Consider the following 24,623-nt stretch of genomic DNA (forward strand, 5'->3'; position numbering starts at 1 on the left):
GAAGGCGGAGCTGCTGCCAATGGACAAACTTATCAATGATGTTTCAATCCTTGTTCTTCTGGAAAAGCTACTGGAAGCTTTGTCGATTTTCTGGATTTCAAGAGCGTTGGCGGTTTCAATCCTTGTTCTTCTGGAAAAGCTACTGGAAGCGGCGTTTGTTTGTGGCTGGCAACCAGCAAAGGTTTGGTTTCAATCCTTGTTCTTCTGGAAAAGCTACTGGAAGTTCTTCTGAACGTATAAGCTCTGCTGAGGAGCAACTGTTTCAATCCTTGTTCTTCTGGAAAAGCTACTGGAAGTTACGCTCATGCAGACCAGACAAAGTTGCGCGAAATGGGTTTCAATCCTTGTTCTTCTGGAAAAGCTACTGGAAGATTAAGCGTCAGATGTTGAACAGGTTTCTGGAAAGAAGTTTCAATCCTTGTTCTTCTGGAAAAGCTACTGGAAGACCGACTGCGTGAAGGAATTGATTTCAATTCAGCGGTTTCAATCCTTGTTCTTCTGGAAAAGCTACTGGAAGGTTTTAAGTGACTTGCTCGCTGTTCTTTCGATGTTTGTTTCAATCCTTGTTCTTCTGGAAAAGCTACTGGAAGCCTGGACAACACCAAGCAGATCCTTTCCCTGGACGGGTTTCAATCCTTGTTCTTCTGGAAAAGCTACTGGAAGTTGTGAACACATTCAAAATATCCACATCGATAATAACGTTTCAATCCTTGTTCTTCTGGAAAAGCTACTGGAAGAGGTTCAGGGCGCCCAACAGGCATGGAACGCAACCCTGTTTCAATCCTTGTTCTTCTGGAAAAGCTACTGGAAGAATCGGTTTCTGAGTATTTGCAGGACTTGGGAATAAGGTTTCAATCCTTGTTCTTCTGGAAAAGCTACTGGAAGATATCAAAGCAGGGTTTGATGAGTGTATGCGGGTGCGTTTCAATCCTTGTTCTTCTGGAAAAGCTACTGGAAGTTTCTCTTCTCCCAGGAATTGAAAGGTTTCAGGGCGTTTCAATCCTTGTTCTTCTGGAAAAGCTACTGGAAGAGGGGAAAGCCTTCTTTCATTTGCTAGGAAGATAACGTTTCAATCCTTGTTCTTCTGGAAAAGCTACTGGAAGGCGGCTTTGCTCTACCTCTTCACCGCATGGAAAGCAGTTTCAATCCTTGTTCTTCTGGAAAAGCTACTGGAAGTGCCTTTTGCTGCGACTAAGTTCCGCACCTATGAGGGTTTCAATCCTTGTTCTTCTGGAAAAGCTACTGGAAGTTTTTTAGATATTGATACAATCAAGATTCTCTTTTTGTTTCAATCCTTGTTCTTCTGGAAAAGCTACTGGAAGTTGGGGGCATCCTAAGAACTATGACATCAAAGTCAAGTTTCAATCCTTGTTCTTCTGGAAAAGCTACTGGAAGGGCGTTTCTGTTCTGATAACTGGCCCGATTGGAGTTGGGTTTCAATCCTTGTTCTTCTGGAAAAGCTACTGGAAGTACTATTTTCGATGTATTACTTATATAATACGCTGGTTTCAATCCTTGTTCTTCTGGAAAAGCTACTGGAAGGCTTCAAGGTGAAGCCAGGTATTCCGGAAGATGTAGGTTTCAATCCTTGTTCTTCTGGAAAAGCTACTGGAAGAATCGTAATTTTCGTTACGTAAATAGATGGTTTTCAGTTTCAATCCTTGTTCTTCTGGAAAAGCTACTGGAAGCTTTTTGCTGAAGTGGGTCAGCTCATCAAATCCGAGTTTCAATCCTTGTTCTTCTGGAAAAGCTACTGGAAGACAAGGTTATTGCGTTCATGCGAAAAGAAGAAATCAGGTTTCAATCCTTGTTCTTCTGGAAAAGCTACTGGAAGTACAGAAACCTATGTTCATTGGAAAGAGGCTGGTATCCGTTTCAATCCTTGTTCTTCTGGAAAAGCTACTGGAAGGCGGTTCCAGGTGATATGGTTATAGCGGGAAAGCAAAGTTTCAATCCTTGTTCTTCTGGAAAAGCTACTGGAAGAGAGCTGGAAAATGAGAAAACCTATGGAACAGAAAGGTTTCAATCCTTGTTCTTCTGGAAAAGCTACTGGAAGCTTTGTACCCGCCATGATCCAAATGAAAAACGGATGGTTTCAATCCTTGTTCTTCTGGAAAAGCTACTGGAAGCACCTATAAGAACATCTAGCCATGGGCACTGAAAATGTTTCAATCCTTGTTCTTCTGGAAAAGCTACTGGAAGTGGTATTGATGTTGTTTCAGGAACGGTTGGTGGATCGTTTCAATCCTTGTTCTTCTGGAAAAGCTACTGGAAGTATTCACCAATATTTTACACATGGAAAACAACACAGGTTTCAATCCTTGTTCTTCTGGAAAAGCTACTGGAAGAGCAACTTGTTGATGAACGAATTATCAATTTGGAATGTTTCAATCCTTGTTCTTCTGGAAAAGCTACTGGAAGTTTTGCGCGACGCATGGCATAGACCGCTTCAATCTATCGTTTCAATCCTTGTTCTTCTGGAAAAGCTACTGGAAGGCGTTGGGCCGTGAGTTTGCGGCTCCGTAGAAGTGGTAGTTTCAATCCTTGTTCTTCTGGAAAAGCTACTGGAAGACGCGCTGCTTATGCCGAACGAGGGCGTGATGCCGGGTTTCAATCCTTGTTCTTCTGGAAAAGCTACTGGAAGCTGACCAGGGGTGGGGTGAAACCTACTGAGGCCGCGTTTCAATCCTTGTTCTTCTGGAAAAGCTACTGGAAGAATACTGCTTACGCCAGGGCCTGTATGCGTGACTGCGTTTCAATCCTTGTTCTTCTGGAAAAGCTACTGGAAGTGAAGAAACGGCTGAAGTTACTTACGTACCTGAATTGTTTCAATCCTTGTTCTTCTGGAAAAGCTACTGGAAGTATCAAAGTAGAACGAACCCAAACTAGCCTCTGCGGGTTTCAATCCTTGTTCTTCTGGAAAAGCTACTGGAAGTATAGCAAGTTTACCGGGCGGTAGTCTTGGCGGGAGTTTCAATCCTTGTTCTTCTGGAAAAGCTACTGGAAGTTAGAAATTCTGCGGTTTTCATTGTGCTGTTTTTAGGTTTCAATCCTTGTTCTTCTGGAAAAGCTACTGGAAGAACGGTAGCCTTGCCTGGGGAACTCCCTAATTTCGAGTTTCAATCCTTGTTCTTCTGGAAAAGCTACTGGAAGCGCTTCTATTAGCTTCCAATCAAGATCTTCTTTTAAGTTTCAATCCTTGTTCTTCTGGAAAAGCTACTGGAAGATCTATTACCTTTGATTTTTCGGGCGGCACAACCCTGGTTTCAATCCTTGTTCTTCTGGAAAAGCTACTGGAAGATGAGGTGATATTCCCGCTTGTGGAGGCATTCCATGGTTTCAATCCTTGTTCTTCTGGAAAAGCTACTGGAAGTCAAACACCCGCAATCCCCAGTCTACCGGGGCTAGGGTTTCAATCCTTGTTCTTCTGGAAAAGCTACTGGAAGAAATTTTAGAAATGCTTCCTCCCCCTTTTCTGCCTCTTGTTTCAATCCTTGTTCTTCTGGAAAAGCTACTGGAAGAAGTTCTGCACGTATCTGCTCATAGAAACATTAGTGTTTCAATCCTTGTTCTTCTGGAAAAGCTACTGGAAGATTTCGACAACCCCGGCACTCTAAGGGTAGGCTATCGTTTCAATCCTTGTTCTTCTGGAAAAGCTACTGGAAGAATAGTTGGGCGCGGGTATGAACTACATAAAGCTTAGTTTCAATCCTTGTTCTTCTGGAAAAGCTACTGGAAGTTTTGGAATACGTGAGGGGTATTGTATAATGTCAATGTTTCAATCCTTGTTCTTCTGGAAAAGCTACTGGAAGTTCCAGCCCGATTGAAGAGCTTGTTGCCAACATGGAGTTTCAATCCTTGTTCTTCTGGAAAAGCTACTGGAAGAAGCCGCCAAAAAGAAGGCTTTTAAGAAGGTTTTGAGTTTCAATCCTTGTTCTTCTGGAAAAGCTACTGGAAGAGTACTATCTGTACGGCTCTTTGCGCTTTGACTGCCGTTTCAATCCTTGTTCTTCTGGAAAAGCTACTGGAAGAAGAATTTGAAACACTTCTAAAAGTAGCCACCAATTGTTTCAATCCTTGTTCTTCTGGAAAAGCTACTGGAAGTCACAAAAATAGACTTCAACCCAGAGAATGATAAAGAGTTTCAATCCTTGTTCTTCTGGAAAAGCTACTGGAAGAGATTTTATTCTTACGCGTGTACTTTGCGCTGATAAGTTTCAATCCTTGTTCTTCTGGAAAAGCTACTGGAAGAACCGGAACAGATATTTTGTCCCTGACAAAAGCAGGGTTTCAATCCTTGTTCTTCTGGAAAAGCTACTGGAAGAAAGTGATTTGCCCTGTTCTTTGGAAATAAGCCTGGGTTTCAATCCTTGTTCTTCTGGAAAAGCTACTGGAAGCTTTACGGGATGGTGACAGGTCTTTATACCGGCCAGTTTCAATCCTTGTTCTTCTGGAAAAGCTACTGGAAGCCCCTGGGTTTAGCTTTGACAACATTAAGAAAATAAGTGTTTCAATCCTTGTTCTTCTGGAAAAGCTACTGGAAGTCACAGGCTTTGGCGCAAGAAAGCCTGACCATGATGTTTCAATCCTTGTTCTTCTGGAAAAGCTACTGGAAGAGCCCGGCTAGGTAGCAAGAAACAAATAGATGCCTGGTTTCAATCCTTGTTCTTCTGGAAAAGCTACTGGAAGGGTTTCGGCATCTTTGCCGGTGTTCCCTATCAGGAGTTTCAATCCTTGTTCTTCTGGAAAAGCTACTGGAAGAACGGTAGCCCATTCGCCTGTAAGACGGGCAAGGCAGTTTCAATCCTTGTTCTTCTGGAAAAGCTACTGGAAGGAGGCCGGGGCGAAGATACTTAGTTTCATTGGCGGGTTTCAATCCTTGTTCTTCTGGAAAAGCTACTGGAAGGTAGTCTCACCCGTAATAAGGAAATAAGAAGTATCCCGGTTTCAATCCTTGTTCTTCTGGAAAAGCTACTGGAAGTTGTGCAGGAAAACGGGCAACGGTTTATCAGGTTGGGTGTTTCAATCCTTGTTCTTCTGGAAAAGCTACTGGAAGCTCAGCATCTACGCCGTGGGCATGGTACAGGTCATGGTTTCAATCCTTGTTCTTCTGGAAAAGCTACTGGAAGGGTTCTGCGCCGTGGCGTTGCCAGACGTGTACACATGTTTCAATCCTTGTTCTTCTGGAAAAGCTACTGGAAGTGAAGTCGAGTACCGTGCACCGGCATTACAAGTTCAGTTTCAATCCTTGTTCTTCTGGAAAAGCTACTGGAAGATTGGGGCGTTGATATTGATTGGCCGGAAGAGGAAGGTTTCAATCCTTGTTCTTCTGGAAAAGCTACTGGAAGAGTGTCACACAGGCCGTTTATCGGGGGTTCTGCCGTGTTTCAATCCTTGTTCTTCTGGAAAAGCTACTGGAAGCTTTGGCTCGCTCCACGTAGGCAGCGTGCGCCTTTTTGTTTCAATCCTTGTTCTTCTGGAAAAGCTACTGGAAGGTACACCTTCAGGGGGGTATCATATCATTTACCGGAGTTTCAATCCTTGTTCTTCTGGAAAAGCTACTGGAAGATGTTCAGGCTTTCTTCAGCCAATAAGCTTGAGCCGGTTTCAATCCTTGTTCTTCTGGAAAAGCTACTGGAAGTCGTGGTTATTCGGTAACGGTTGATTTTCAGTTAGATATCTGTTATTTGTTAAAGCCCAATTTCCTGTTTTACAATATGTCAAGGAGCATAATTTCATACCTTTATACGGTTTTTCCGAATAAATTTCTTTTTGATAATCAATAAGTTACACCTTGTTTTTGGGTTGCCAAAAATAAATCTGTATCCGGAAAGGATCTATTTGATGCAGATATTCCGGTATGTGCAATCTAAACACCTTTTGCGACACTTGGTAGCCTTGGGGAAATAGTTTTGGTCAATAATCGTGTATATCTGGTTGGCGCAATGCTCCACCTCCTGTTTGTCTGTAATAGTGATGGGTACTTCTATTAGTTTATTCTGGCTCCTGGTGTATACCAAGTACCCGCGGTTTACCTCTTTTCCGAAATTCTTTTCTATGAGCCAAGCATAGCAGTAGAGTTGCGTGCGGTACGTCTCGTATACTTTGTCTTTGTACTGGGCAAACTTATAATCCAGCGGAGCCATGGTGTCGTCTTGCAATAAAAGCACTTCATCAACGCGACCGCGGAGCAGATCGTTGGTCAGGTATTGGTCTGCAAATTTCTCCTGTACGCCAATCTTTTTGCGCAGGTAATCTTTGTTGCGCTCCAACTTCAGGTCGTGTACCTCGCGGCCCCGCATGACTTTGTAGTTCTTCGTCTCGTACTGCGGAATACCCAGCACATACTCAAAGTAGGTGAACCGGGGGCAGTACAGAAATTCAATGATATGAGAAGGAGTCAGGCTCATAATGGTTCAGAAAAACAGGGCTCTTACTTCGTCCGAAATCAAATCCTTGTCAAAGGCTTGCCCCAGAAGTTCTGTCTGCTGAAGCTCTGTTTTGTTCATCGGGAAGATGTAGACGCTGTCTTCTTCCTCATCAATGTAATCTTCTATCTGCAACCGTAACGTGTCTTTCTCATGGGCATTCAGGGAGCCAAGAAACACGGAGAACTGCACCCGGTAAAGCCCCGCCTGCTTACAAAGCTTTGCCACTTTGGTGCGGTTGCGATCGTTCTTGATGTCATATAGTACCCAAATAATCATGCCTTCTGAATTAAGCTGTTGGCAAACGTATGGGCGTCATACTGGATGGTGTTGCTGCGGGTCTGGTTTTTGCCTTTGTAGCGGATGGTTTCTTCATCAAAGTATTTGTTGAAGGCGGCCACCAACAGGGCTTTCCCCTCATTGTTGAGCGAGTAACCGTTGGTGATTTGGTCTGAGTGGATTTTGTTTACCTTCTTGCCCGAGAATAAACGGAAAACAACTGTCTCGGCATAGATGCGGTAGGGTTCTATGAAATCATATACAAAGCTGAGTTGGTTGTAATCATCCCGGTGCAGGAAGCCCAGGTAAGGGTCCAATCCAGCTATGATAAGGGCTTTTTCTATTTTGCTGTACAAGATGCCAAAAGCATAATTCAGGAAAGCGTTAAATGGGTCTTTGGCCGGGCGGCTGCTCCGGCCACTGAACTGGTGCTCCTTGGTGAGTACGTAACTCAATGTCTCAAAGTAAAGCCTGCCGGCCGTGCCTTCCAGCCCCCGCAAGGTGTCGGCGATGTCCGCTACGCGCTCCGCCTGTAAAGATGAAATAGAGATTGCCAACGCCTCCAGCCGGGCAGTTTTGTCGTTCAGGTAATCGGCCTGCGGGGTGCGGTGCTTCTTCAGATCCTGGATAAAGTCCCGCTGGTTTTCTAACTTGGTCAGCAGCCAGGCCTTGGTCCAGTCAACTCCGGTCTTGTTCAGGCTGGCCTCCAGTTGGCATTTGCGTATTTTGGTGGTGCTGCCCAACTTGCTATGCCACACCCGCCCCAGCGGGTGGCCGTCTTTCTCAGTGAATACAATATCCACGTTGTTTAAGATTGCCAGCCTGATGGCATCGGTGCTGAGGGCCGCCCCGGTGGTCATGATAATGCTGGTTACCTTGGAGGCGGCGAAGTGGTGCTTCTTTATATCATTGGTTTCTTTCTCCCTGATGCGCACCTCAAATAGCTCGTCCTTGATATGCACATAGGTACCGTACGTATTAATGTGTAGTTGCATAGACTTATTGAAGACAAAAGAAAAACCTGTTTAGATAATTTAGCATTAGCTGCGCTTGCCTTTTCCCTTGTCATTGGCTTAGGCAGCATTTTACTAGATGTTTGACTGTTTTAGGTCTGTTTTCCGTAAAACTGACTTAAAACAGCTTTGATAGGTAAGTGCTTCACAAGGGTGGTGGGTAGGTGTTAAACCTTTTTGACCGTCCCAAACCCTCTGGATACTGATTTGCCCAGTCCGGCAAAGTCAGGGAGCAAGGCATTGGTGGTGAAGCCGCCGCTGAAAGCCAGCATGTGCTGGTCTTTGAAGCGGGTGCTTTTCTCCTGCACCTGCAGGTTTAGCAGAATGCGCTGTTCCTTGGGCAACAGCAGATCAAACGACTTATAAAACGCCAGAATGTTACTGATAGCGATGCGCTTCAATTGCTCCTGCCGCTCCTGCACCGACTCCGTTTGCAGGTATCGCCGGTGGTTATCCTGGTTCAGCCCCATCCAAAGCGTCTCGTAGCGGTAGTGGTGCAAGTCGCTGTCTACCCCAATGGCCCAGCGTTGGTTCTTGATGTTCTTGCTATAGACTGGGTACACACGCCCATCCAACTGCAACTCCTGCACCTTCAGAAACAACGAGGTGAGCAGTTCTGCCCCTTCGTTAATGCCCAGCAGCATGGGCGTTTGGTTTGTTACCTTGTACTGCACCAGCGGGTACCGGTAATGGCTCTCGCCGCTCTCCAGGTGGTTGTGCAGCAACGGCGACTGGTCTTTGAACAAGCTGCCGAAATACCCCCGCAGCTTGTGCGCATCCCGCGTTTTCAGTTGGATTTCTGGGAAGGTGATGGTGGTGGTGTGGAGCGTTTGTTGCATGTTGCCGCTGTGTATGAAATGTTTTAATTGAAAAAGAGTTTATCTTCCTCCCGTTTTTCAGGATTGGGCAGAATTTGGTCTTCTATCCGATTACAACACATAAGCACCGACTTCTTTATAGCCAATATTTCGGGTGTAATCATCTTCATCATATTGGTAGTATTGTGACGGGTTATTAGAATATGAGATGTAAAAGCCGAAGCATTGTTCTGAATCAAATAAAATTGATTTTAAACCATAAGGAATAGGCACATTAACAACATAATCATAGAACACAGCTTTTATTTTTGAGAAAGCGGTTCTCTTTTCTCTAATGTCAAGTGATTCATTGCTATAAATAGAGATAAATTTCTCCCAAGCTGTTACAGCCTCCTGATTCAATTGTATAAAAACAGATTCTGATTTAGTTTCTTCTATCAGGCTAAAATTTCCTAGATCTTCAAATTGTAAATTGGTTAAAAATTCAAGTTCTTTTGAATGGTAATTATCAGATTGGGTTTTTACTTCTTTAAAGTAACTCTCAATGAGTTGAAGATAATTGCACTCATCTATTTCTTTTACCTGTTTCAGAACGTTTTTTGTTTTCTGAATAAGGTCGCTACCGTAAATGAGAGAAGTGGCTCTGGCTATCTCCTTTATTTGGTAAAGAAATATTGTTCCTCCCAATATACCCTTTTCATTGTAGCGGTTCGCTCTTCCTGCTGCCTGAATGATGGCGTCGATAGGTGCAAGAGTTCTGAAAACAGTATCTACGGAAAGGTCAACGCCTGCCTCTATCAATTGTGTGGAAATGATAACCTGCTGCTTGCCCGATTTCTTTTCTTTTATTCTTTTGATGATATTTTTGCGTTCAAAAGGAGTGATGAGGGTGGATAGATAATAGATTTCCGTTTTGTCTGTTTCAATCATTCTTACCAATTCCTCGAAACAATATAAACACTGTTTTTTGGTATTGATAATTACCAGGATGTCTTTTGTGGGATTGTCATTGATGTAGCTGAATACCTCTTCATTAAATGCATCAATGGTAAGTTCTGTATTTGTTCTATTTACAAGCTTGGTGCGGTTAAAAAACTTGAAGTAATCTTTGTAGGCGGGTATAATTTCCTGAATTTCCTTTCTTCCCACAATAACTTTTTCAGGGTTGAAAATGAGCGGCTGAGTGGCCGACATAAAGATAAAATAACAGTTAAAAGTTTCTCCCAAAAACTCAAATACGCTTTTCAGCAACTGCCAGTAGTGGTAAGGAATAGTCTGAACCTCATCAAGAATAATAATGGAGTTAACAAGATTTGGAATCTTTAGCAGTTTTGATTTATCATTGGAAAAAATAGAATCAATAAGCTGTACGAATGTTGTTACCACCACCTGCGCCTGCCAGGTTTCAATTAGGAACTGACTCTTATCTGGGTCAAACACATCTTCGTTTATTTTATAAGACGGTTCTGCCAGGTGGTGGTGCTTGAGTAGCAGGTTCGTGTTTTCAGAATTTATTATCTGCTTGTAAACATCAAAGTTCTGGTCAATGATAGATGTAAAAGGAATTGCAACTATCAGTTTAGTATCGGGTGCATCCAAGAGCTTTTTCATTTCCAATGCAACCGCGAAGGAAGTAATAGTCTTGCCTAAACCTGTTGGCAAGGTTAAGGAGTAAATGTGCTGGTACGGAGAAAATACTTCTTGCAGGTTATCGATTGCTTCACAATATGCCTGATTCTTCTTCCCGTCAAGTTCTGTTCTGGCAGTTTCGAATTCTTTTTCCTTCCTGAACCTTTGCACAAGGTTTTCCTCGAGTAGTGCCTTTTCTTGTTGATTTTCTTGAAGTATAACATCAGTCTTGTCAGCAAAGAGAAGGCAGCTATAAAGTAATTGGTGGGCGTAGAAGTAACTTATTTTAGTTTCCGAAGGCACATTCTCGTAATCTCCCCAAGTAAATTCATCCATGTAAAAATCAAGCATGTCCTTTTCATAGGACTTGGAAATGATGTATTCCTTAAAATTCTGCAATGAATATTTAACAGGAAGCTGAATTGCAAAATGAGTAAGAATTTCCTGCACTTCCGCTTCTTGAAAGCTGATTAGTTGCTCCTGCAATTCATCTGATTTGCTGGTAATATCAAATTCATCGACAAAATTTTTCAATTTGCCGTGATGCCGTTTTACTCCTGTGAAAACAAAGTGTGCAAATAGTGCTTTTTCAAAATCTGATAAGCTGGTGCTTTTTAAATAAGCTTTGGCCAATTCTTTAACAAACAAAGCAGAAACGAGTGCGTGGTTTTTTGGGCCAATTTGCTCGTGGTCTGGGCTAAGCAGGTAATGCTGGAAAAATTTGGTTCCTTTTCCTATGTCATGAAATGCACCGCAGATAAAGGCTAAGTTCTTTAGTGTTTCCTTTAATTCAGTATTTGCAAATACCTGCCGATTATTTTGGAAGAAAGAGAGGCAACTTTGGGCTACTTCTTCCAAATGCTTAATCAGTGGTTTACCTGGGTGCGAGTAAAGTGTCATAAGAAGGAGATGTTGCCGTATTGCTGTGCTTTGTAAATGTTGTTTAACTTTGCACGGGTAGTTTTTCCGTTCGTTTCCACCAGTACATCTGCATAGTCGGTTACTATTCGGTCTGCCCGCATTTCTATTGGCATAGTGTCTGAAGTATACCTGCCAGCTTCATAATCAAACTGGATAGGGTCGTTTCCTCTGACCTTGGATAAATTTATTGCCGTAACCACATCTTCATAATCGCCTGATTCTACTAATTCTGCCTGGCAAGTATCTATAAATGTAAGCTGCGCAGTGAACTGGCTAAGACCTAGATAAGGTGTAAAGTGCGTTCTGTTTTGCTTTACATTTTCGATTAGTTTCTGGAACAAGCCTTGGTATTCCCAAGAGATGAAAATTCGGAAAGAAGGATTCTTCAGGAGCTCAAACTCAATCTGGGTTCTTCGGTAAGTGTCTTTTATACTGCCTGTGGCGTCCTTGTCGTTGATGTTGAAGTAATCCCTGAAATTTTTCGTACTTACCAGGTTAAACCCAATGTTCGTTTTCTTTACAGGTGCCAGAATCTGTACCGCAATAGATGCGTTTTGTCGGGAAAGTAACTCAGGCAAGGGGATAGCACCTTCCTTATACTTATTGGGTCTTGTCTCGCGCTCTATTCCAACAATCGCCCCTATCAGACCTGCAATGGCAGGTCGTGTAGGGATAGAGTAGGTAAGGGGAGAAGTAGTGGTATTGAACTTTCGGAAATGCCCATACTCACTACTGATGTCAAAGATAAGAAAGTCCTTATAGTTCATCGAGATTCAGGATTTGCGCAGCGGGTTTAAATGCTGTTCCGTTATAGCGCATTATTAGCCTGGAATCTATCTTTAGCTCAACCGACTGAATTTTGTCTTTATGCGCTTTTATCTCTTCCAATACTTTTGTTACATCAAGCTCAAAATCGTCTACCTTGCGCAGGTGCATCTCATTTACATCTGGGTGGTGCAAAGACAGTCTCTGGCGTAAGCTTCCAATATAAAAAGGCTCTTTATAGGTTATGTGCAACAAGAACAAAGGAGCTTGCCCAAACTTGGAGCGAGAGATTAAGTTTTTAGTTCCTTCCCAGATTCCTTCCAGCAGCAGCTCTTTATCATCGGCAGACATTAATGAATATTTCGCTGCTTTTTCGTTGATGATACCGTTAAACCCGATGATGGCATAAGGTACTTTGTATTCAGTTCTGAAAGTTGCCTGCCCTTTTTTATCGCCTGATGCAAATGCTCCTGTACCTTGTTCCGTAATTATTTCTACTTTATTCAGGGAACGCCCCATTTGGAATTGAGTGGGGCCTGTTAATGTAATAGAGTCATTTTTTAAAGGCAACACTCCCCCGAAAGTTCTTACATCAACACACATGTCGAGTACTTTCTCCTTGCTTTCGCCAAAGGCGGTAGCGCGGCGTTTACCATCCGAAATATAAGTCTTATCACCATCTTGGTAGGTTGTTTCGCGTACGAAAATATCTTTGCCATTTTCGCCGTTGAAGCCTTTGTACTCAAACCAGTAATCGCGAATAGTGCGTTTTAAACGAACATCCGACACAATTACGGTGCTGTCCTCGGCATCGTAACGAGGACGATTTTCATTTAAAGGGTCGCCGTTAGGATTTGCATTTTCGATGTCATACAAGAATAAAATCTCGCTGCGGTTGTTGATTGTTTCTGCCATGGGTTTAGATATTTTCTGATGTTTCTAATTCTTTTTTAGATTTGAATTTATTGCCAAATTCCAAGCCTGCAACAAAATAGAAAGATAGTTCGTTGTTGGAGATTTTATTCAGGAGGTGGCTGTTCAGGATAAAGTACTCATCTACAAACTCTCTTAAGTTTCCATAAGCATAGAATCCCTGATATTGGGAGAGCTTACTTAGCGTTTCTATATAAATGCTTTTAAGAAGGTCAGCGCTTAAATTGTAGCCTCTAAGCTTCTTTTCGAAAGGCGTATTGCTCAGGCTTCTATTCTGAATGTTTAGCAGCAGGCGTACCATTATGCCAACAGCGAAAACTCCGACTTTATAATTTTCGTCGAGAAACCCTTTGTTTTGAACGATAAAGGCTTTTAGCTTCTCGAGGTCAAAGCTTTCCTTCTTTTCTTTTACCTCTGTATTGTCTTTTTCCATAAATATGTATTTGTCGTTAAAACTGATGATGCCTAAGTGCTGGAAGTATTTTAAAGTAAGATGTGCTTTAAGAATGGTTAAATAGGTATTCTCAACGTAGCCGTCTGAGCTCTGTATTTTGGAATAGTTTTGCCTGATAACCTGCATGAATTTATTAAACAGCACCTCCTTTGAAAGTGGCTGCCCCAGAAATACCTTCTGAATCAAATTATAAAAATCTTCCTCAAAAAAAGTCTTTAAAATTCCAAAGCTGAACCGTAAGTCGTGAGCTTCCTTTTTTATTATAAATGCTTTTAGGTATAATGGGCTTGAATTGACTATGGCAGGGATATCAACATACAATTTCCTGAAACGCGAGGGTAATATTTCCTCAAGTAGTAGCTTTATTTTAATTGCTTTGTTTTTAGGGTCTTCTTCATAAAAAAGCAGATTCAGGTTAAAGAAATTTTTCTCGTTGGCTATCAATTCCCCAAATCTTTCCTCGCTCCTTTTGATTTGTGAGCCTTTTGATGCTGATTCAAACTTATGTGAAAGAAGCATTTTGATGGCTTTGTCTAAAGCATTTGTATCTGTAGATAAAATCGTTTTAGGAATAATGTAATAAGACTTTCCGTAAAAGTTGCTGTTTAAATTATTTGTAATGAATGTTTTGCCTAACTCAAATTTTAGTGAGCAGTCGGTGCATATAGGATAATTTTTCCAATTATTCTTTTGCTCAAAAAAACCACTTACCATCCCAGGTTTGTCTACTGTAGCATACTTAAAAGGAGATGCGAAGCCATGTAGCGTATTTTTAATCTGATAGCAGATAGAGCATAAGTTGTTTTTGCCCTCTGATTTTACACTATATTTCTCAGATTTATCTTGTGACCCGCTAATAAGAAGTATGTCTTTTATAATATTGAAATCAGCTAAATATTTTTTTTCTCCATCAATCTCAATTATTATAGATAAGCCTGTAGCCAATTTTTCATCTTTGGATAATGTATTATATGTGTTTGATAATTCTTCTTTTATAAAATTTTTATTTTCTTCAAAGCACACCTGAAAAGCTTTAAATAAAGCTTTTTCTTCTTTGTAATTTGCTTCTCCTAGTTTTTTAATTAGTTTTTTTAACTGAATATCTTTGATTGTGTTAATCTTGGTCTCAACTTCATTGAGTTTAGTTGTAAATGTAATATCTCCCCCCCGGGCGGAACCTTTGCGATAAGCAAATTTCAAGAAGTTGGCTTTATTTACCTTTTCTAAATCAATGCCTTTGTATCTACATACATCCGAGTCACCTTCTTTAGAAATGCAAAACACAATGATAGCCATCCCATAATTGCCTTTTTTAGGAAACATGTTTTCAATAAACAGCTGATAAGGTTCTTTGTCAACTGCGATTTTTTGCTCCAATTCACCTATCTGAGATATCGCTTTATCTTGCATGGGCTTTAGTTTGTGCTGTTGATATGCTAATTATTTTGAACCTGTTTAGAGTTTTTCATGAACCGGCATTTAAAGCAATTCTTCTGGGGCAAGCGTCAACCAGCGCCATCGTTTTTAGGCTACTTTTATGAAAACAGGCAGAAAACAAGAGGCGGTTATTTGCATACTGGCGCAAGCATCTGCTTGTACCGCCGTTTTCAGGGTGTTTTTAGGAAAACAGGCGCAAAACTCTAAACAGCTTCTTTGATAATAAGCTAAAGATATGTTTTTCTTCCGAACAAAAATAGTAGTACATTAAAATATTTTTACAATAACAATACTTAACCTTCACTCCTTATTGTAATGGATACGGTTAAATATTACCCGAGCAAACGAAGTAGTACATGTTTCAATCCTTGCTCTAGTGGAAAACCTGCTCTGCTGGAAGAATGGAAGCGTAAGTTTACTAAATTCTCCAATAGAATAAGGATTGAAACGCTATTCATTTCATCAAATCCTGAATTGAACCTGATTCAGACTAAGGGCCGCCTACTCCAAAGACCTCGTCGCGTCCGCAGAACCTGCCAGCATCTGTGCCAGCCATGCAAAGTACAACCCATTGCGCCTCACTCAAAAAGGCGTTTTAAGCCTCCTTTCCCCAAACCAGCCCCAAAACGCATCAACCGGAACTCCCCTCTCCACGGGAGAGGGGCTGGGGGTGAGGTTTCTTTTTTTGCCTCTTTTCCAGAAAATACCCCAGAAACACTATCTTTGCGCTTCCATTGACAGCACCGGCAGTTTTGGGTACCTCCGCAAAGAAAAAAAACATCGTCATTTTCGCTTCCGGCTCCGGGAGCAATGCCCAGCGGCTGCTGGAGCAGTTTGAGCACCACCCGCAGATTCAGGTGGCGGCGCTTTTCTCCAACAACCCCGAGGCCTTTGCCCTGCAACGGGCGCAGAACTATGGCGTGCCCACCGCCGTCTTTGACCGGGCCGCTTTGCGGAGCGGAGAGGTGCAGGCGCAGGTGGAAGCCTATAATCCAGATTTGATTGTACTGGCCGGGTTCCTGTGGTTGTTGCCCGCCGCGTTTGTGCAGGCGTTCCCCCACAAAATCATCAACATCCATCCGTCGTTGTTGCCCAAGTTCGGGGGCAAAGGCATGCACGGCCAGCACGTGCACCAGGCGGTCATCAATGCCCAGGAGGCCGAAACGGGCATCACCATCCACTTCGTGAACGAGCATTATGACGAGGGCGCGCCCATTTACCAGGAGCGCTGCCGCGTGCAACCCGATGATACCTGCGAGACCCTGGCCGCCCGCGTGCTCACGCTGGAGCACCGGCACCTGCCCCGCGTGGTGGAGGAATTGCTCTCTTCCGGCCAAAACAGCCCCCAAACGCCCGCCGCCTAACCCAAACCAAAAGATGAAGCGACTGACACGGCCCTTACTGCTGCCCTTGCGGCAACCAACGTGTCATCTGCGGGCCTTTTCCGGGCTACTTTCTTTGAATTTCCTGTGCCAAACTCAACGCCAGTTCCTGATGAACAAAGTCAAGGAGCGGGATTTCTGTGTTCGTTTTCAATGGCTTCTTCCTCTCTAACCTACATTTTTCGCTACCTATATGAATTCCGTTAAAATCAAATCTGCCCTCATCTCAGTGTACTACAAAGACGGCCTGGAGCCGTTGGTGCGCGAGTTGCAGAAACAAGGCGTGACCTTTTATTCCACCGGTGGTACCCAGACGTTTCTGGAAGGCCTGGGCGCCGAGGTGGTGGCCGTGGACAGCGTCACGGATTACCCGTCCATTTTTGGCGGGCGCGTGAAAACCCTGCACCCCAAAATCTTCGGGGGAATTCTGCACCGCCGCGGTCACGAACAAGACCAGCAGGAAGTAGCGCAGTTTCAGATTCCGGCCCTGGATTTGGTGATTGTGGACCTGTACCCGTTCGAGGAAACCGTGGCGTCCGGCGCCGCAGAAGAAGACGTGATTGAGAAAATCGACATCGGGGGCATTTCCCTCATCCGCGCCGCGGCGAAGAACTTCCAGGATGTGCTCATCGTGTCTTCGCGCGAGCAGTACAGTGAGGTGGTAGAGCTGCTGCAAACCAAAGAGGGCAACACCGACTTAGCTGACCGCAAGCGGTTCGCGGCCAAAGCCTTTGATATTTCCTCGCACTATGACACCCACATCTTCCATTATCTGAGCCAGGAACAGGACTTGGCCCCCGCGTTCAAGCAGAGCCAGCGCCAAAGCCAGACCCTGCGTTACGGCGAGAACCCGCACCAAAGCGGCACCTTCTACGGCGATTTAGAAGCCCTTTTTGATAAACTGAACGGAAAAGAGCTGTCTTACAACAACCTGGTAGACGTAGATGCCGCCGTTCTTTTAATGGCTGAATTCGCTGATCAACCGGCCGTCGCCATTCTCAAGCACACCAATGCCTGCGGCGTGGCCGTCGCCGATTCTTTGCACCAGGCCTACGTGAACGCCCTGGCCTGCGACCCAATCTCCGCCTTCGGAGGCGTGATCATCACCAATAAAACCATAGACCTGGCTACCGCCGAAGAGCTGAACAAACTGTTCTTCGAGGTACTGATTGCGCCGGAGTTTGACCAAGATGCCCTGGAACTGCTACGGTCTAAGAAAAACCGCATCCTGCTGCGTCAGAAGCCCGTGCAAATGCCGTCCAAGCTGTTTAAAACCTTGCTGAACGGCGTAATTGAGCAAGACAAAGACCTAGCCGTTGAAACCGCCGCTGATTTCAAAACCGTGACCCAACGCGGTCCGTCTGCAGAAGAAGTGCAAGGCCTGGAATTCGCCTTGAAGGTTTGTAAGCACACCAAATCCAACACCATTGTGCTGGCCCGCGGAAACCAGTTGCTCGCCAGCGGTGTGGGCCAAACCTCCCGCGTAGATGCGCTGCGCCAGGCTATTGAAAAAGCCCAGGGCTTCGGGTTTGATCTGGAGGGGGCTGTCATGGCCTCAGACGCGTTCTTCCCGTTCCCAGACTGCGTAGAGATTGCCGCCGAAGCCGGGATCACCGCCGTGGTGCAGCCCGGCGGTTCCATCAAAGACCAGGATTCCATCCAGGCCTGCGATGCCCGCAACATGGCCATGGTCATGACCGGCGTGCGTCACTTCAAACATTAATCTCACTCATATTGATCAACAGAAAGCCCGGCCACTCAAGTAGAGGCCGGGCTTCGTTTTTGGCTTCTTTTCTGAAAATAGTTCTAAAACCCAATCACCTAAAGTGTCTTCCGTAACTAGTTAGAACCTCCTGGCGCAAGCGTCCGCTTGTGTCTGCCCGCATGGCAGATCATAAATGCCCGCGGACACAAGCGGACGCTTGCGCCAGAAAACCAAGGAAAGCAGGTAAATACCAGTTGGTGTAAAATGGGTAGTCCTTTAAAGTAATGATTTCACACGCGTCTGAGAGGCGAGCGGGTGTTCTGTTCTAGCATATCATTACTTTGAGGTTGTTTAGAGTTTTCAGACTGTTTTCCTAAAAACAGCCTGAAAACGGCGGTATAAACGGATGCTTGTGCCACTGTACAGATACCCTCTTGTTTTATGCCTATTTTCATAAAAACAGCCTAAAAATGCTGGCCTACATGGCCCCTCGCACCAGAGGAATTGCTTTAGATGCCGGTTAATGAAAAACTCTAAACAGGTTCTTTGCTAGAACTATCCTGAAACCGAGCCGGAGGGAACCAGATTTGGAGAACTTAAAGATCTGCGTTAAGGCAAGCCGATGATCAGCTTCCGTCCATAATATTTCTTCCGTTCTGCCAGTTATGTAGGTGAATGCCGGTGAAATGCGGCTGTTTTGGAGTTTTTCTACAGAAAATAGTCTAAAAGCTGAACTGTCTCACGCGCAAGCGTAATTATTAGCGGGAAATACGTAATTTCGCGCCATTAAAGTACCTTGTAGAGGAAATAGATTTCATATATAGCATTCTAACAGTGAATGCACCACAGACAAATAATGGGATTATTTAATTTTTTTACTTCTGATATAGCGATTGATTTGGGTACGGCCAATACCCTCATCATTCATAATGATAAAATTGTAGTTGACGAGCCTTCCATCATTGCCCTTGACCGCCGAACCAACAAAGTTCTGGCGGTAGGGCGTGAGGCGCAGCAGATGCACGAGAAAACCCACGAGAACATCAAAACCATTCGTCCGCTCAAAGACGGCGTCATCGCTGACTTTACCGCCGCCGAGATGATGATCAGAGGGTTGATCAAGATGATTGACAAAGGCAAGAAACGCCTGTTCCAGCCCTCGTACCGCATGGTGGTGTGTATTCCCTCCGGGATTACCGAGGTGGAAAAACGCGCCGTGAAAGACTCCTGTGAGCACGCCGATGCCCGCGAGGTCTGGATGATCCAGGAACCCATGGCCGCCGCCATTGGGATTGGGATTGACGTGGAGCAACCCATTGGCACCATGGTGGTGGACATAGGAGGCGGTACCACTGAGATTGCCGTCATTGCCTTGTCTGGGATTGTGTGCGACCAGTCCATCCGCGTAGCGGGAGACGTGTTCAACAAAGACATCTTAGACCACATGCGCCGCCAGCACAACCTGTTGATTGGCGAGCGGTCAGCGGAGAAAATCAAGATTGAGGTAGGGGCGGTGTTGACCGAACTGGACAACCCGCCCGCCGACTTTGATATCAGGGGCCGGGACTTGATGACCGGTATCCCGAAGGTGATCAAGGTAACGTACCAGGAAATCGCCATCGCGCTGGATAAGTCGGTGTCTAAGATAGAGGAGGCCGTTCTCAAAGCGCTGGAGATTGCGCCGCCGGAGCTGTCTGCGGATATTTACGATAACGGGATTCACCTCATTGGGGGCGGGGCGTTGCTCAGGGGCCTGGACAAGCGACTGGCCGCCAAGACCAAACTGCCCATCCACATTGCCGAAGACCCGTTAAGAGCCGTGGTGCGGGGCACCGGTGCGGCCGTGAAAAACATTGAAGCTTTCCGCAACGTGCTGTTGAGCTAAACACACGCGCCCATGCGGAAACTCTTTATTTTTATCTTCCGGATTAGGGCTTTTCTGGTGTTCCTGCTGTTGGAGGGCGTTTCTTTGTACCTCTTGTACCGAAGCAACACCTACCACAGTGCGGCCTTCTACCAGTCGTCTAACTATTACGTGGGGCGTGTGCTGGAGATCCAGAGCCAGGTGGCTGATTATTTCCGGCTGACGGAGGTAAACCAAGGCCTGGCGCAGGAGAATGCCCGTTTGCGCGGTCTGCTTACGCAAAGGAAGGAGCAGCAGTTAGATGACAGCTTGGGTACCGTCAAGGATTCCCTTTTTGTGAACGCCACTACAACTGACCCCCAGGATTCTCTCTTGGCGGTGCTGGATACGCTTGGCCCGGCGGTCTTCACCTACCGGCCGGCGCGGGTCACCAGCAATTCTGTGCGCGGGCTGAACAACCACCTGACCCTTAATGTAGGGACAGATGCCGGTATACAGGCGGGCATGGGCGTTTTAACCGCCAACGGGGTAGTGGGAAGAGTCAAAGCGGTGTCCAGGCATTACGCCACCGTTACCTCACTGCTGCACTCCCAAACGCTGATCTCGGTGAAACTGCGGCGGAACAAAAGCCTGGGTTCCATTAGGTGGGATACGGAAGATTCCAAAACGGCCAGTCTGCACTACATTCCGTTGAGCGAGAGAATCTTCAAAGGCGACTCTGTGGTGACTTCCGGGGCCGGGGGCATTTATCCGCCGGGTATTCTGGTGGGGCGCGTGGTAAGTGTGCGCAAAGAGCTTGACAAAAGCTTCTACACCATCTTGGTGCAGCTGAGCGTTGACTTTGAGAAACTGTCTTACGTGTACGTGGTAGAAAACAAACGCAAGCCCGAACTGGACAGCTTGCTGCTTAGATCAGGCATAACCGAAGGGAATGAATAGTTTTAGGTTCATACATGTCATTCAGTTTGTGGTCTTGATGGGCCTGCAGGTGCTGCTCATGCGCAACCTGGTGCTGTTTGAGACTGGGTTCTGCTTTGTCTACATCGGGTTTATCCTGTTCCTGCCCCTTGAGATAGACAAGGTCTTGCTGTTGCTGCTGGGCTTTGTCTGCGGGTTCACCATTGACCTTTTCTATGACACCTCTGGGATGCATGCCGCCGCTACGGTATTGATGGCGTACCTGCGGCCGTCTATGCTCAAATTGCTCACGCCCCGCGACGGGTATGAGGTCTCAGACCATGCCAGTTTGCCTTCTATGGGCTGGCTTTGGTTTCTTACCTACGGCCTGGCGCTTATCTTTGTGCACCATTTCACCCTATTTTTTCTGGAGCTCAACGGATTTAAACTGATAGGTTTTACGTTAGCCAAGATAGTCGCCAGTACATTGTTCACCGGAACCGTACTGGTGATCTTCCAAATGTTATTTTTTGAGCGAAGGGCAAGAGGTTTTAGATGAAGTACTTAGAAGGCCGCAAATACGTCATTCAAGCAATTTTTATAGCGATAGGGGCGGTTTATCTCATCAAGCTTTTCTACATACAGGTACTGGACAGCAGCTACAAAACCGCCGCCGAAAGCAATGCCATGCGCCGGGTGGTGCAGTATCCGTTCAGAGGACTGGTGTATGACCGCCACGGAACCCTGCTGGTGGAAAATACTCCCGTGTATGATTTAATGGTAGTACCCAAAGAAGCCCGTGCCATTGATACCCTCAAATTCTGCCAATTGGTAGGCATGACCTTGCCCGAGTACCGGGAGAAAATCACCGCCGCCAAGAAATACTCTTACGTGAAACCGTCGCCGTTTCTACAGCGGCTCACCAACGCCGAGTTTGCGGCCATCCAAGACAACCTGGTAGATTTCCCGGGGTTCTACATCAATGCCCGTACCGTGAGAAGTTACCCGCATTCCAGCCTGGCGCACGCCTTGGGCTATATTGGGGAGATCAGCCCAAGGCAGTTGGAAGATAGCTCTTACCACGGCTACCGCCAAGGCGATTACCTGGGCATCAGCGGGATTGAGCGGGAGTATGAAAAGTACCTGATGGGCAAGCGGGGGGTAAAATACACCATGGTAAACGTGCGGGGCATTGAGAAAGGCTCTTTCAAAGACGGCGCCTATGACACGCTCTCTGAGGCCGGGCAGAACCTGGTGACCACCATTGACCTCAAATTGCAGGAATACGGCGAGAAACTTATGTCGGGCGGGAAGGTAGGCAGTATTGTGGCCATTGAGCCCCAAACCGGCGAGATCCTGGCTCTGGTGTCGGCGCCGTATTTTGATCCATCGCTGCTGACCGGAAAGGAGTTGGGGAATAACTACATGAAGTTGCTCCGTGACCCTGCCAAACCGCTGTTCAACCGTCCGCTAATGGCCACGTACCCGCCGGGCTCCATCTTCAAACTGGCGCAGGCCCTGATTGCCATGCAGGAAGGCGTGCTCACGCCAGAGACGGGCTACGCGTGCAACTGGTCTCTGGTGAAGTGTTCGCACCGGCACCCGTACGCGTCTAACCTGTACATTGCCATTGAGCACTCCTGCAACCCTTATTTCTACCAGGTGTTCCGCTCGGTGGTGAACCGGGGCAAGTACCGCAACGTGTACGAAGATGCCCGCCAAGGCCTGGACAACTGGAACAAGCACATCAAGACGTTCGGGTTTGCCAGCAGCCTGGACATAGACTTGCCCGGCGAGAAAAAAGGAATGATGCCGAATGCCAACTTCTACGACCGCATCTACAAACGCGACGGCTGGAAATATCCTACTATTTACTCGGTGAGCATTGGGCAGGGCGAGACGGGCGTAACCCCGCTGCAGATGGCGAACTTTGCCGCCACCATCGCCAACCGGGGGTTTTACTACAAGCCCCACATTGTGCGCTCCGTGGGAGAAAATGGAAAACCGCTGCCCGAGTACTTGGTGAAGAATTACACATCCGTAGATCCTATGTATTTTCCGCCGGTGGTGGACGGCATGCAGTTGGTGGTAGACAAAGGAACCGGCAGAAACGCCAGCTTAAAGCACATAGGCGTGACCGTGTGCGGAAAAACCGGCACGGTGCAGAACCCCCACGGCAAAGACCACTCGGTGTTTATTGCCTTTGCCCCCAAAGAGAACCCTAAGATTGCCATTGCGGTGTACGTAGAGAACGCCGGGGGCGGGGCCATTGCCGCCGCGCCCATGGCCAGTCTCATGATTGAAAAATACCTCACAGATACCGTGAAGACCACCCACCGCAAGCGTTGGGAAGCAGACATGATCAGCGGTGGTTTCTACAAATGGTCTGATTAGCGAAAGAGAAATGCGCACTTCCTATAAAATTGCCAACAACATAGACTGGGTCACCATTGGGCTGTACCTGCTCATGGTCACGCTGGGCTGGATGAACATCTACGCGGCCGTCTACAACCCAGAGCACGTCACCAGCATCTTTGACTTCACCCTGAACTCGGGCAAGCAATTGGCCTGGATTGGCACGTCGCTGGTGATCATCATCATGTTGTTCGCCATTGACTACAAGGCGTATGACTCGCTGGCCTACGGTATTTACTGGTTTGTGATTCTAGTGCTGTTGGGTACCTTGCTGTTGGCTTCGCCGATCAAAGGCTCCCGCTCCTGGCTCGTGATCACTGAGTCTGTGCGCTTGCAGCCCGCCGAGTTCGCCAAGTTCGCCACGGCCCTGGCGGTGTCTAAGTTCATGAGCAACATCAACCTGCGGCAACAGAACTGGAAAGACCAGGCCAAACTGGCGGGGCTGACGCTGTTGCCGCCCATCATTATCGTTCTCCAGAACGAAACCGGTTCTGCGTTGGTGTTCGCGGCCTTCACGCTGGCGTTCTTTAGGGAAGGAATGTCGCCCCTGATTCTCATCATTGGCGCGGTAGCCGTATTTGTCTTTGTGCTCACGCTCCTGATTCCGCAGTGGTACCTGGCGGGCATTATTACGGTCTTGATGGGGGCGTACCTCTGGCTCAACTTCCACCGGATTAAGCGGTACCTGCCCACCTACATAGGCATGTGGGCGGTCATTCTGGCGGTGGTGTTCAGTGTGACCTACTTTATTGACAACGTTTTGCAGGAGCACCAGCAGAACCGGATCAAAGTATTGGTAGACCCTGAGATTGATCCTTTGGGTGTGGGCTGGAACGTGACCCAATCCAAGATAGCCATCGGCTCTGGCGGCTTCTTCGGCAAAGGCTTTCTGGAAGGTACCCAAACCAAATTCGACTTCGTGCCCGAGCAAAGCACCGACTTTATCTTCTGCACCGTGGGCGAAGAGCACGGCTGGCTGGGCAGCCTGGTCATCATCGCCTTATTCATGGCCTTGCTGACGCGCATCATCCATGTGGCCGAGCGGCAGCGGTCGGTGTTTGGGCGTACCTATGGGTACTGCGTGGCTTCCATCATCTTTTTCCATTTTCTGGTGAACGTGGGCATGACCATCGGGCTGGCCCCGGTAGTGGGCATTCCGCTGCCGTTCTTCAGCTACGGCGGATCGTCTTTGTGGTCTTTCACCATTCTGCTGTTCATCCTGCTCGCCATTGATGCCCACCGCAAACTAGATCTGGGCCGAGGGTAAGCCGCGTAGCAGGTAGCACGTATCAAGTAGCAAGATATTCTTCTGTTTTTAGCCTGTTTTTAGGAAAGTGGGCTCAAAACAGAAGTGCAGGAGACGCTCGTAGAGCCTTCGGGCACCACAAGTTATTTTGAGCTGCTAACTGCCTCTGGCGCGAGTTTTTAAACTCGTGCCAGAGGATGATGCGAGTCCCCAGACTCGCCGAGAACCACAAGCAATATCGTTGTGCGTAGAGTTAGCGTCAGCGCTCTACGCACCAACGGACAGCCAATCTCCTGATTGGCGAAAAGGGAAGGCAATCGACACAGACGTTCGCAGGTTCTCCGAACGCTACAAGGTCTTGTCAGTTAACAGATAAACTAAAAACGCCTGCCTCTTCTATAGAAGAGGCAGGCGTTTTTGGCTTGTTTTGGCAAAAG

The 24,623-nt window shown here is 46.3% G+C and carries 15 protein-coding genes and 1 CRISPR repeat array (1 of these 16 cut by a window edge); of the genes, 7 read left to right on the forward strand and 8 right to left on the reverse strand.

Going from position 1 to position 24,623, the window contains the following annotated elements:
- Positions 1-5,641: a CRISPR direct-repeat array (repeat unit 37 nt; unit sequence GTTTCAATCCTTGTTCTTCTGGAAAAGCTACTGGAAG); it begins 3,857 nt to the left of the window's first position.
- A gap of 196 nt (positions 5,642-5,837) precedes the next feature.
- The 8 genes from cas4 to HHO50_RS10555 all read right to left on the reverse strand — a co-directional run bounded on the left by cas4 (position 5,838) and on the right by HHO50_RS10555 (position 14,650).
- Complete coding sequence (gene cas4 / locus HHO50_RS10520; protein WP_181305982.1) at positions 5,838-6,410, reverse strand: CRISPR-associated protein Cas4; 573 nt, start codon at positions 6,408-6,410, stop codon at positions 5,838-5,840.
- A 6-nt stretch (positions 6,411-6,416) separates the two neighbouring features.
- Positions 6,417-6,707: a CRISPR-associated endonuclease Cas2 gene (gene cas2 / locus HHO50_RS10525; protein WP_181305983.1), complete on the reverse strand. Its 291-nt coding sequence runs from the start codon at positions 6,705-6,707 to the stop codon at positions 6,417-6,419.
- A complete protein-coding gene (gene cas1 / locus HHO50_RS10530) occupies positions 6,704-7,702 on the reverse strand; it encodes a CRISPR-associated endonuclease Cas1 (protein WP_181305984.1) in 999 nt (332 codons plus the stop codon). Before cas1 ends, cas2 begins: the two co-directional genes overlap by 4 nt.
- A gap of 185 nt (positions 7,703-7,887) precedes the next feature.
- Positions 7,888-8,559 carry a CRISPR-associated endonuclease Cas6 gene (locus tag HHO50_RS10535; RefSeq protein ID WP_181305985.1) on the reverse strand — a complete coding sequence of 224 codons (672 nt, stop codon included), beginning with the start codon at positions 8,557-8,559 and terminating at the stop codon, positions 7,888-7,890.
- Between the two features lie 90 nt (positions 8,560-8,649).
- Positions 8,650-11,067 carry a CRISPR-associated helicase Cas3' gene (gene cas3, locus HHO50_RS10540; RefSeq protein WP_181305986.1) on the reverse strand — a complete coding sequence of 806 codons (2,418 nt, stop codon included), beginning with the start codon at positions 11,065-11,067 and terminating at the stop codon, positions 8,650-8,652.
- Positions 11,064-11,855, reverse strand: coding sequence for a type I-B CRISPR-associated protein Cas5b (cas5b, locus tag HHO50_RS10545; RefSeq protein WP_181305987.1), 792 nt, complete (start codon positions 11,853-11,855; stop codon positions 11,064-11,066). The genes cas3 and cas5b overlap by 4 nt, the downstream gene beginning before the upstream one ends.
- Positions 11,845-12,768, reverse strand: coding sequence for a type I-B CRISPR-associated protein Cas7/Csh2 (gene cas7b, locus HHO50_RS10550; protein WP_181305988.1), 924 nt, complete (start codon positions 12,766-12,768; stop codon positions 11,845-11,847). The genes cas5b and cas7b overlap by 11 nt, the downstream gene beginning before the upstream one ends.
- Before the next feature lie 4 nt (positions 12,769-12,772).
- Positions 12,773-14,650 (reverse strand): TIGR02556 family CRISPR-associated protein, encoded by a 1,878-nt coding sequence (locus HHO50_RS10555; RefSeq protein ID WP_181305989.1) that lies wholly within the window; start codon positions 14,648-14,650, stop codon positions 12,773-12,775.
- Between the two features lie 779 nt (positions 14,651-15,429).
- Here HHO50_RS10555 and purN point away from each other — a divergent pair.
- From purN to rodA, 7 genes are all read left to right on the forward strand, one after another.
- Positions 15,430-16,041 carry a phosphoribosylglycinamide formyltransferase gene (purN, locus tag HHO50_RS10560; RefSeq protein WP_181305990.1) on the forward strand — a complete coding sequence of 204 codons (612 nt, stop codon included), beginning with the start codon at positions 15,430-15,432 and terminating at the stop codon, positions 16,039-16,041.
- Between the two features lie 211 nt (positions 16,042-16,252).
- Positions 16,253-17,782 (forward strand): bifunctional phosphoribosylaminoimidazolecarboxamide formyltransferase/IMP cyclohydrolase, encoded by a 1,530-nt coding sequence (gene purH, locus HHO50_RS10565; protein ID WP_181305991.1) that lies wholly within the window; start codon positions 16,253-16,255, stop codon positions 17,780-17,782.
- Positions 17,783-18,620: 838 nt separating this feature from the next.
- Positions 18,621-19,649 (forward strand): rod shape-determining protein, encoded by a 1,029-nt coding sequence (locus tag HHO50_RS10570; protein WP_181305992.1) that lies wholly within the window; start codon positions 18,621-18,623, stop codon positions 19,647-19,649.
- A 12-nt stretch (positions 19,650-19,661) separates the two neighbouring features.
- The gene (gene mreC, locus HHO50_RS10575; RefSeq protein WP_181305993.1) at positions 19,662-20,567 is read left to right on the forward strand and encodes a rod shape-determining protein MreC; all 906 of its coding nucleotides are present in this window, start codon (positions 19,662-19,664) and stop codon (positions 20,565-20,567) included.
- Positions 20,560-21,084, forward strand: a complete 525-nt coding sequence (locus HHO50_RS10580) for a hypothetical protein (protein ID WP_181305994.1) — start codon at positions 20,560-20,562, stop codon at positions 21,082-21,084. The genes mreC and HHO50_RS10580 overlap by 8 nt, the downstream gene beginning before the upstream one ends.
- Positions 21,081-22,919, forward strand: a complete 1,839-nt coding sequence (mrdA, locus tag HHO50_RS10585) for a penicillin-binding protein 2 (protein ID WP_181305995.1) — start codon at positions 21,081-21,083, stop codon at positions 22,917-22,919. The genes HHO50_RS10580 and mrdA overlap by 4 nt, the downstream gene beginning before the upstream one ends.
- A gap of 10 nt (positions 22,920-22,929) precedes the next feature.
- The gene (gene rodA / locus HHO50_RS10590) at positions 22,930-24,207 is read left to right on the forward strand and encodes a rod shape-determining protein RodA (protein ID WP_181305996.1); all 1,278 of its coding nucleotides are present in this window, start codon (positions 22,930-22,932) and stop codon (positions 24,205-24,207) included.
- Positions 24,208-24,623 lie beyond the last annotated feature (416 nt).

The organism is Rufibacter sp. XAAS-G3-1 (genome assembly GCF_013623775.1).
GTDB lineage: Bacteria > Bacteroidota > Bacteroidia > Cytophagales > Hymenobacteraceae > Nibribacter.

Bases quoted from the DNA above. Each gene is read 5' to 3' on its own strand.
- cas4 (WP_181305982.1), bottom strand. From the start codon at position 6,410: ATGAGCCTGACTCCTTCTCATATCATTGAATTTCTGTACTGCCCCCGG.
- cas2 (WP_181305983.1), bottom strand. From the start codon at position 6,707: ATGATTATTTGGGTACTATATGACATCAAGAACGATCGCAACCGCACC.
- cas1 (WP_181305984.1), bottom strand. From the start codon at position 7,702: ATGCAACTACACATTAATACGTACGGTACCTATGTGCATATCAAGGAC.
- HHO50_RS10535 (WP_181305985.1), bottom strand. From the start codon at position 8,559: ATGCAACAAACGCTCCACACCACCACCATCACCTTCCCAGAAATCCAA.
- cas3 (WP_181305986.1), bottom strand. From the start codon at position 11,067: ATGACACTTTACTCGCACCCAGGTAAACCACTGATTAAGCATTTGGAA.
- cas5b (WP_181305987.1), bottom strand. From the start codon at position 11,855: ATGAACTATAAGGACTTTCTTATCTTTGACATCAGTAGTGAGTATGGG.
- cas7b (WP_181305988.1), bottom strand. From the start codon at position 12,768: ATGGCAGAAACAATCAACAACCGCAGCGAGATTTTATTCTTGTATGAC.
- HHO50_RS10555 (WP_181305989.1), bottom strand. From the start codon at position 14,650: ATGCAAGATAAAGCGATATCTCAGATAGGTGAATTGGAGCAAAAAATC.
- purH (WP_181305991.1), top strand. From the start codon at position 16,253: ATGAATTCCGTTAAAATCAAATCTGCCCTCATCTCAGTGTACTACAAA.
- HHO50_RS10570 (WP_181305992.1), top strand. From the start codon at position 18,621: ATGGGATTATTTAATTTTTTTACTTCTGATATAGCGATTGATTTGGGT.
- mreC (WP_181305993.1), top strand. From the start codon at position 19,662: ATGCGGAAACTCTTTATTTTTATCTTCCGGATTAGGGCTTTTCTGGTG.
- HHO50_RS10580 (WP_181305994.1), top strand. From the start codon at position 20,560: ATGAATAGTTTTAGGTTCATACATGTCATTCAGTTTGTGGTCTTGATG.
- mrdA (WP_181305995.1), top strand. From the start codon at position 21,081: ATGAAGTACTTAGAAGGCCGCAAATACGTCATTCAAGCAATTTTTATA.
- rodA (WP_181305996.1), top strand. From the start codon at position 22,930: ATGCGCACTTCCTATAAAATTGCCAACAACATAGACTGGGTCACCATT.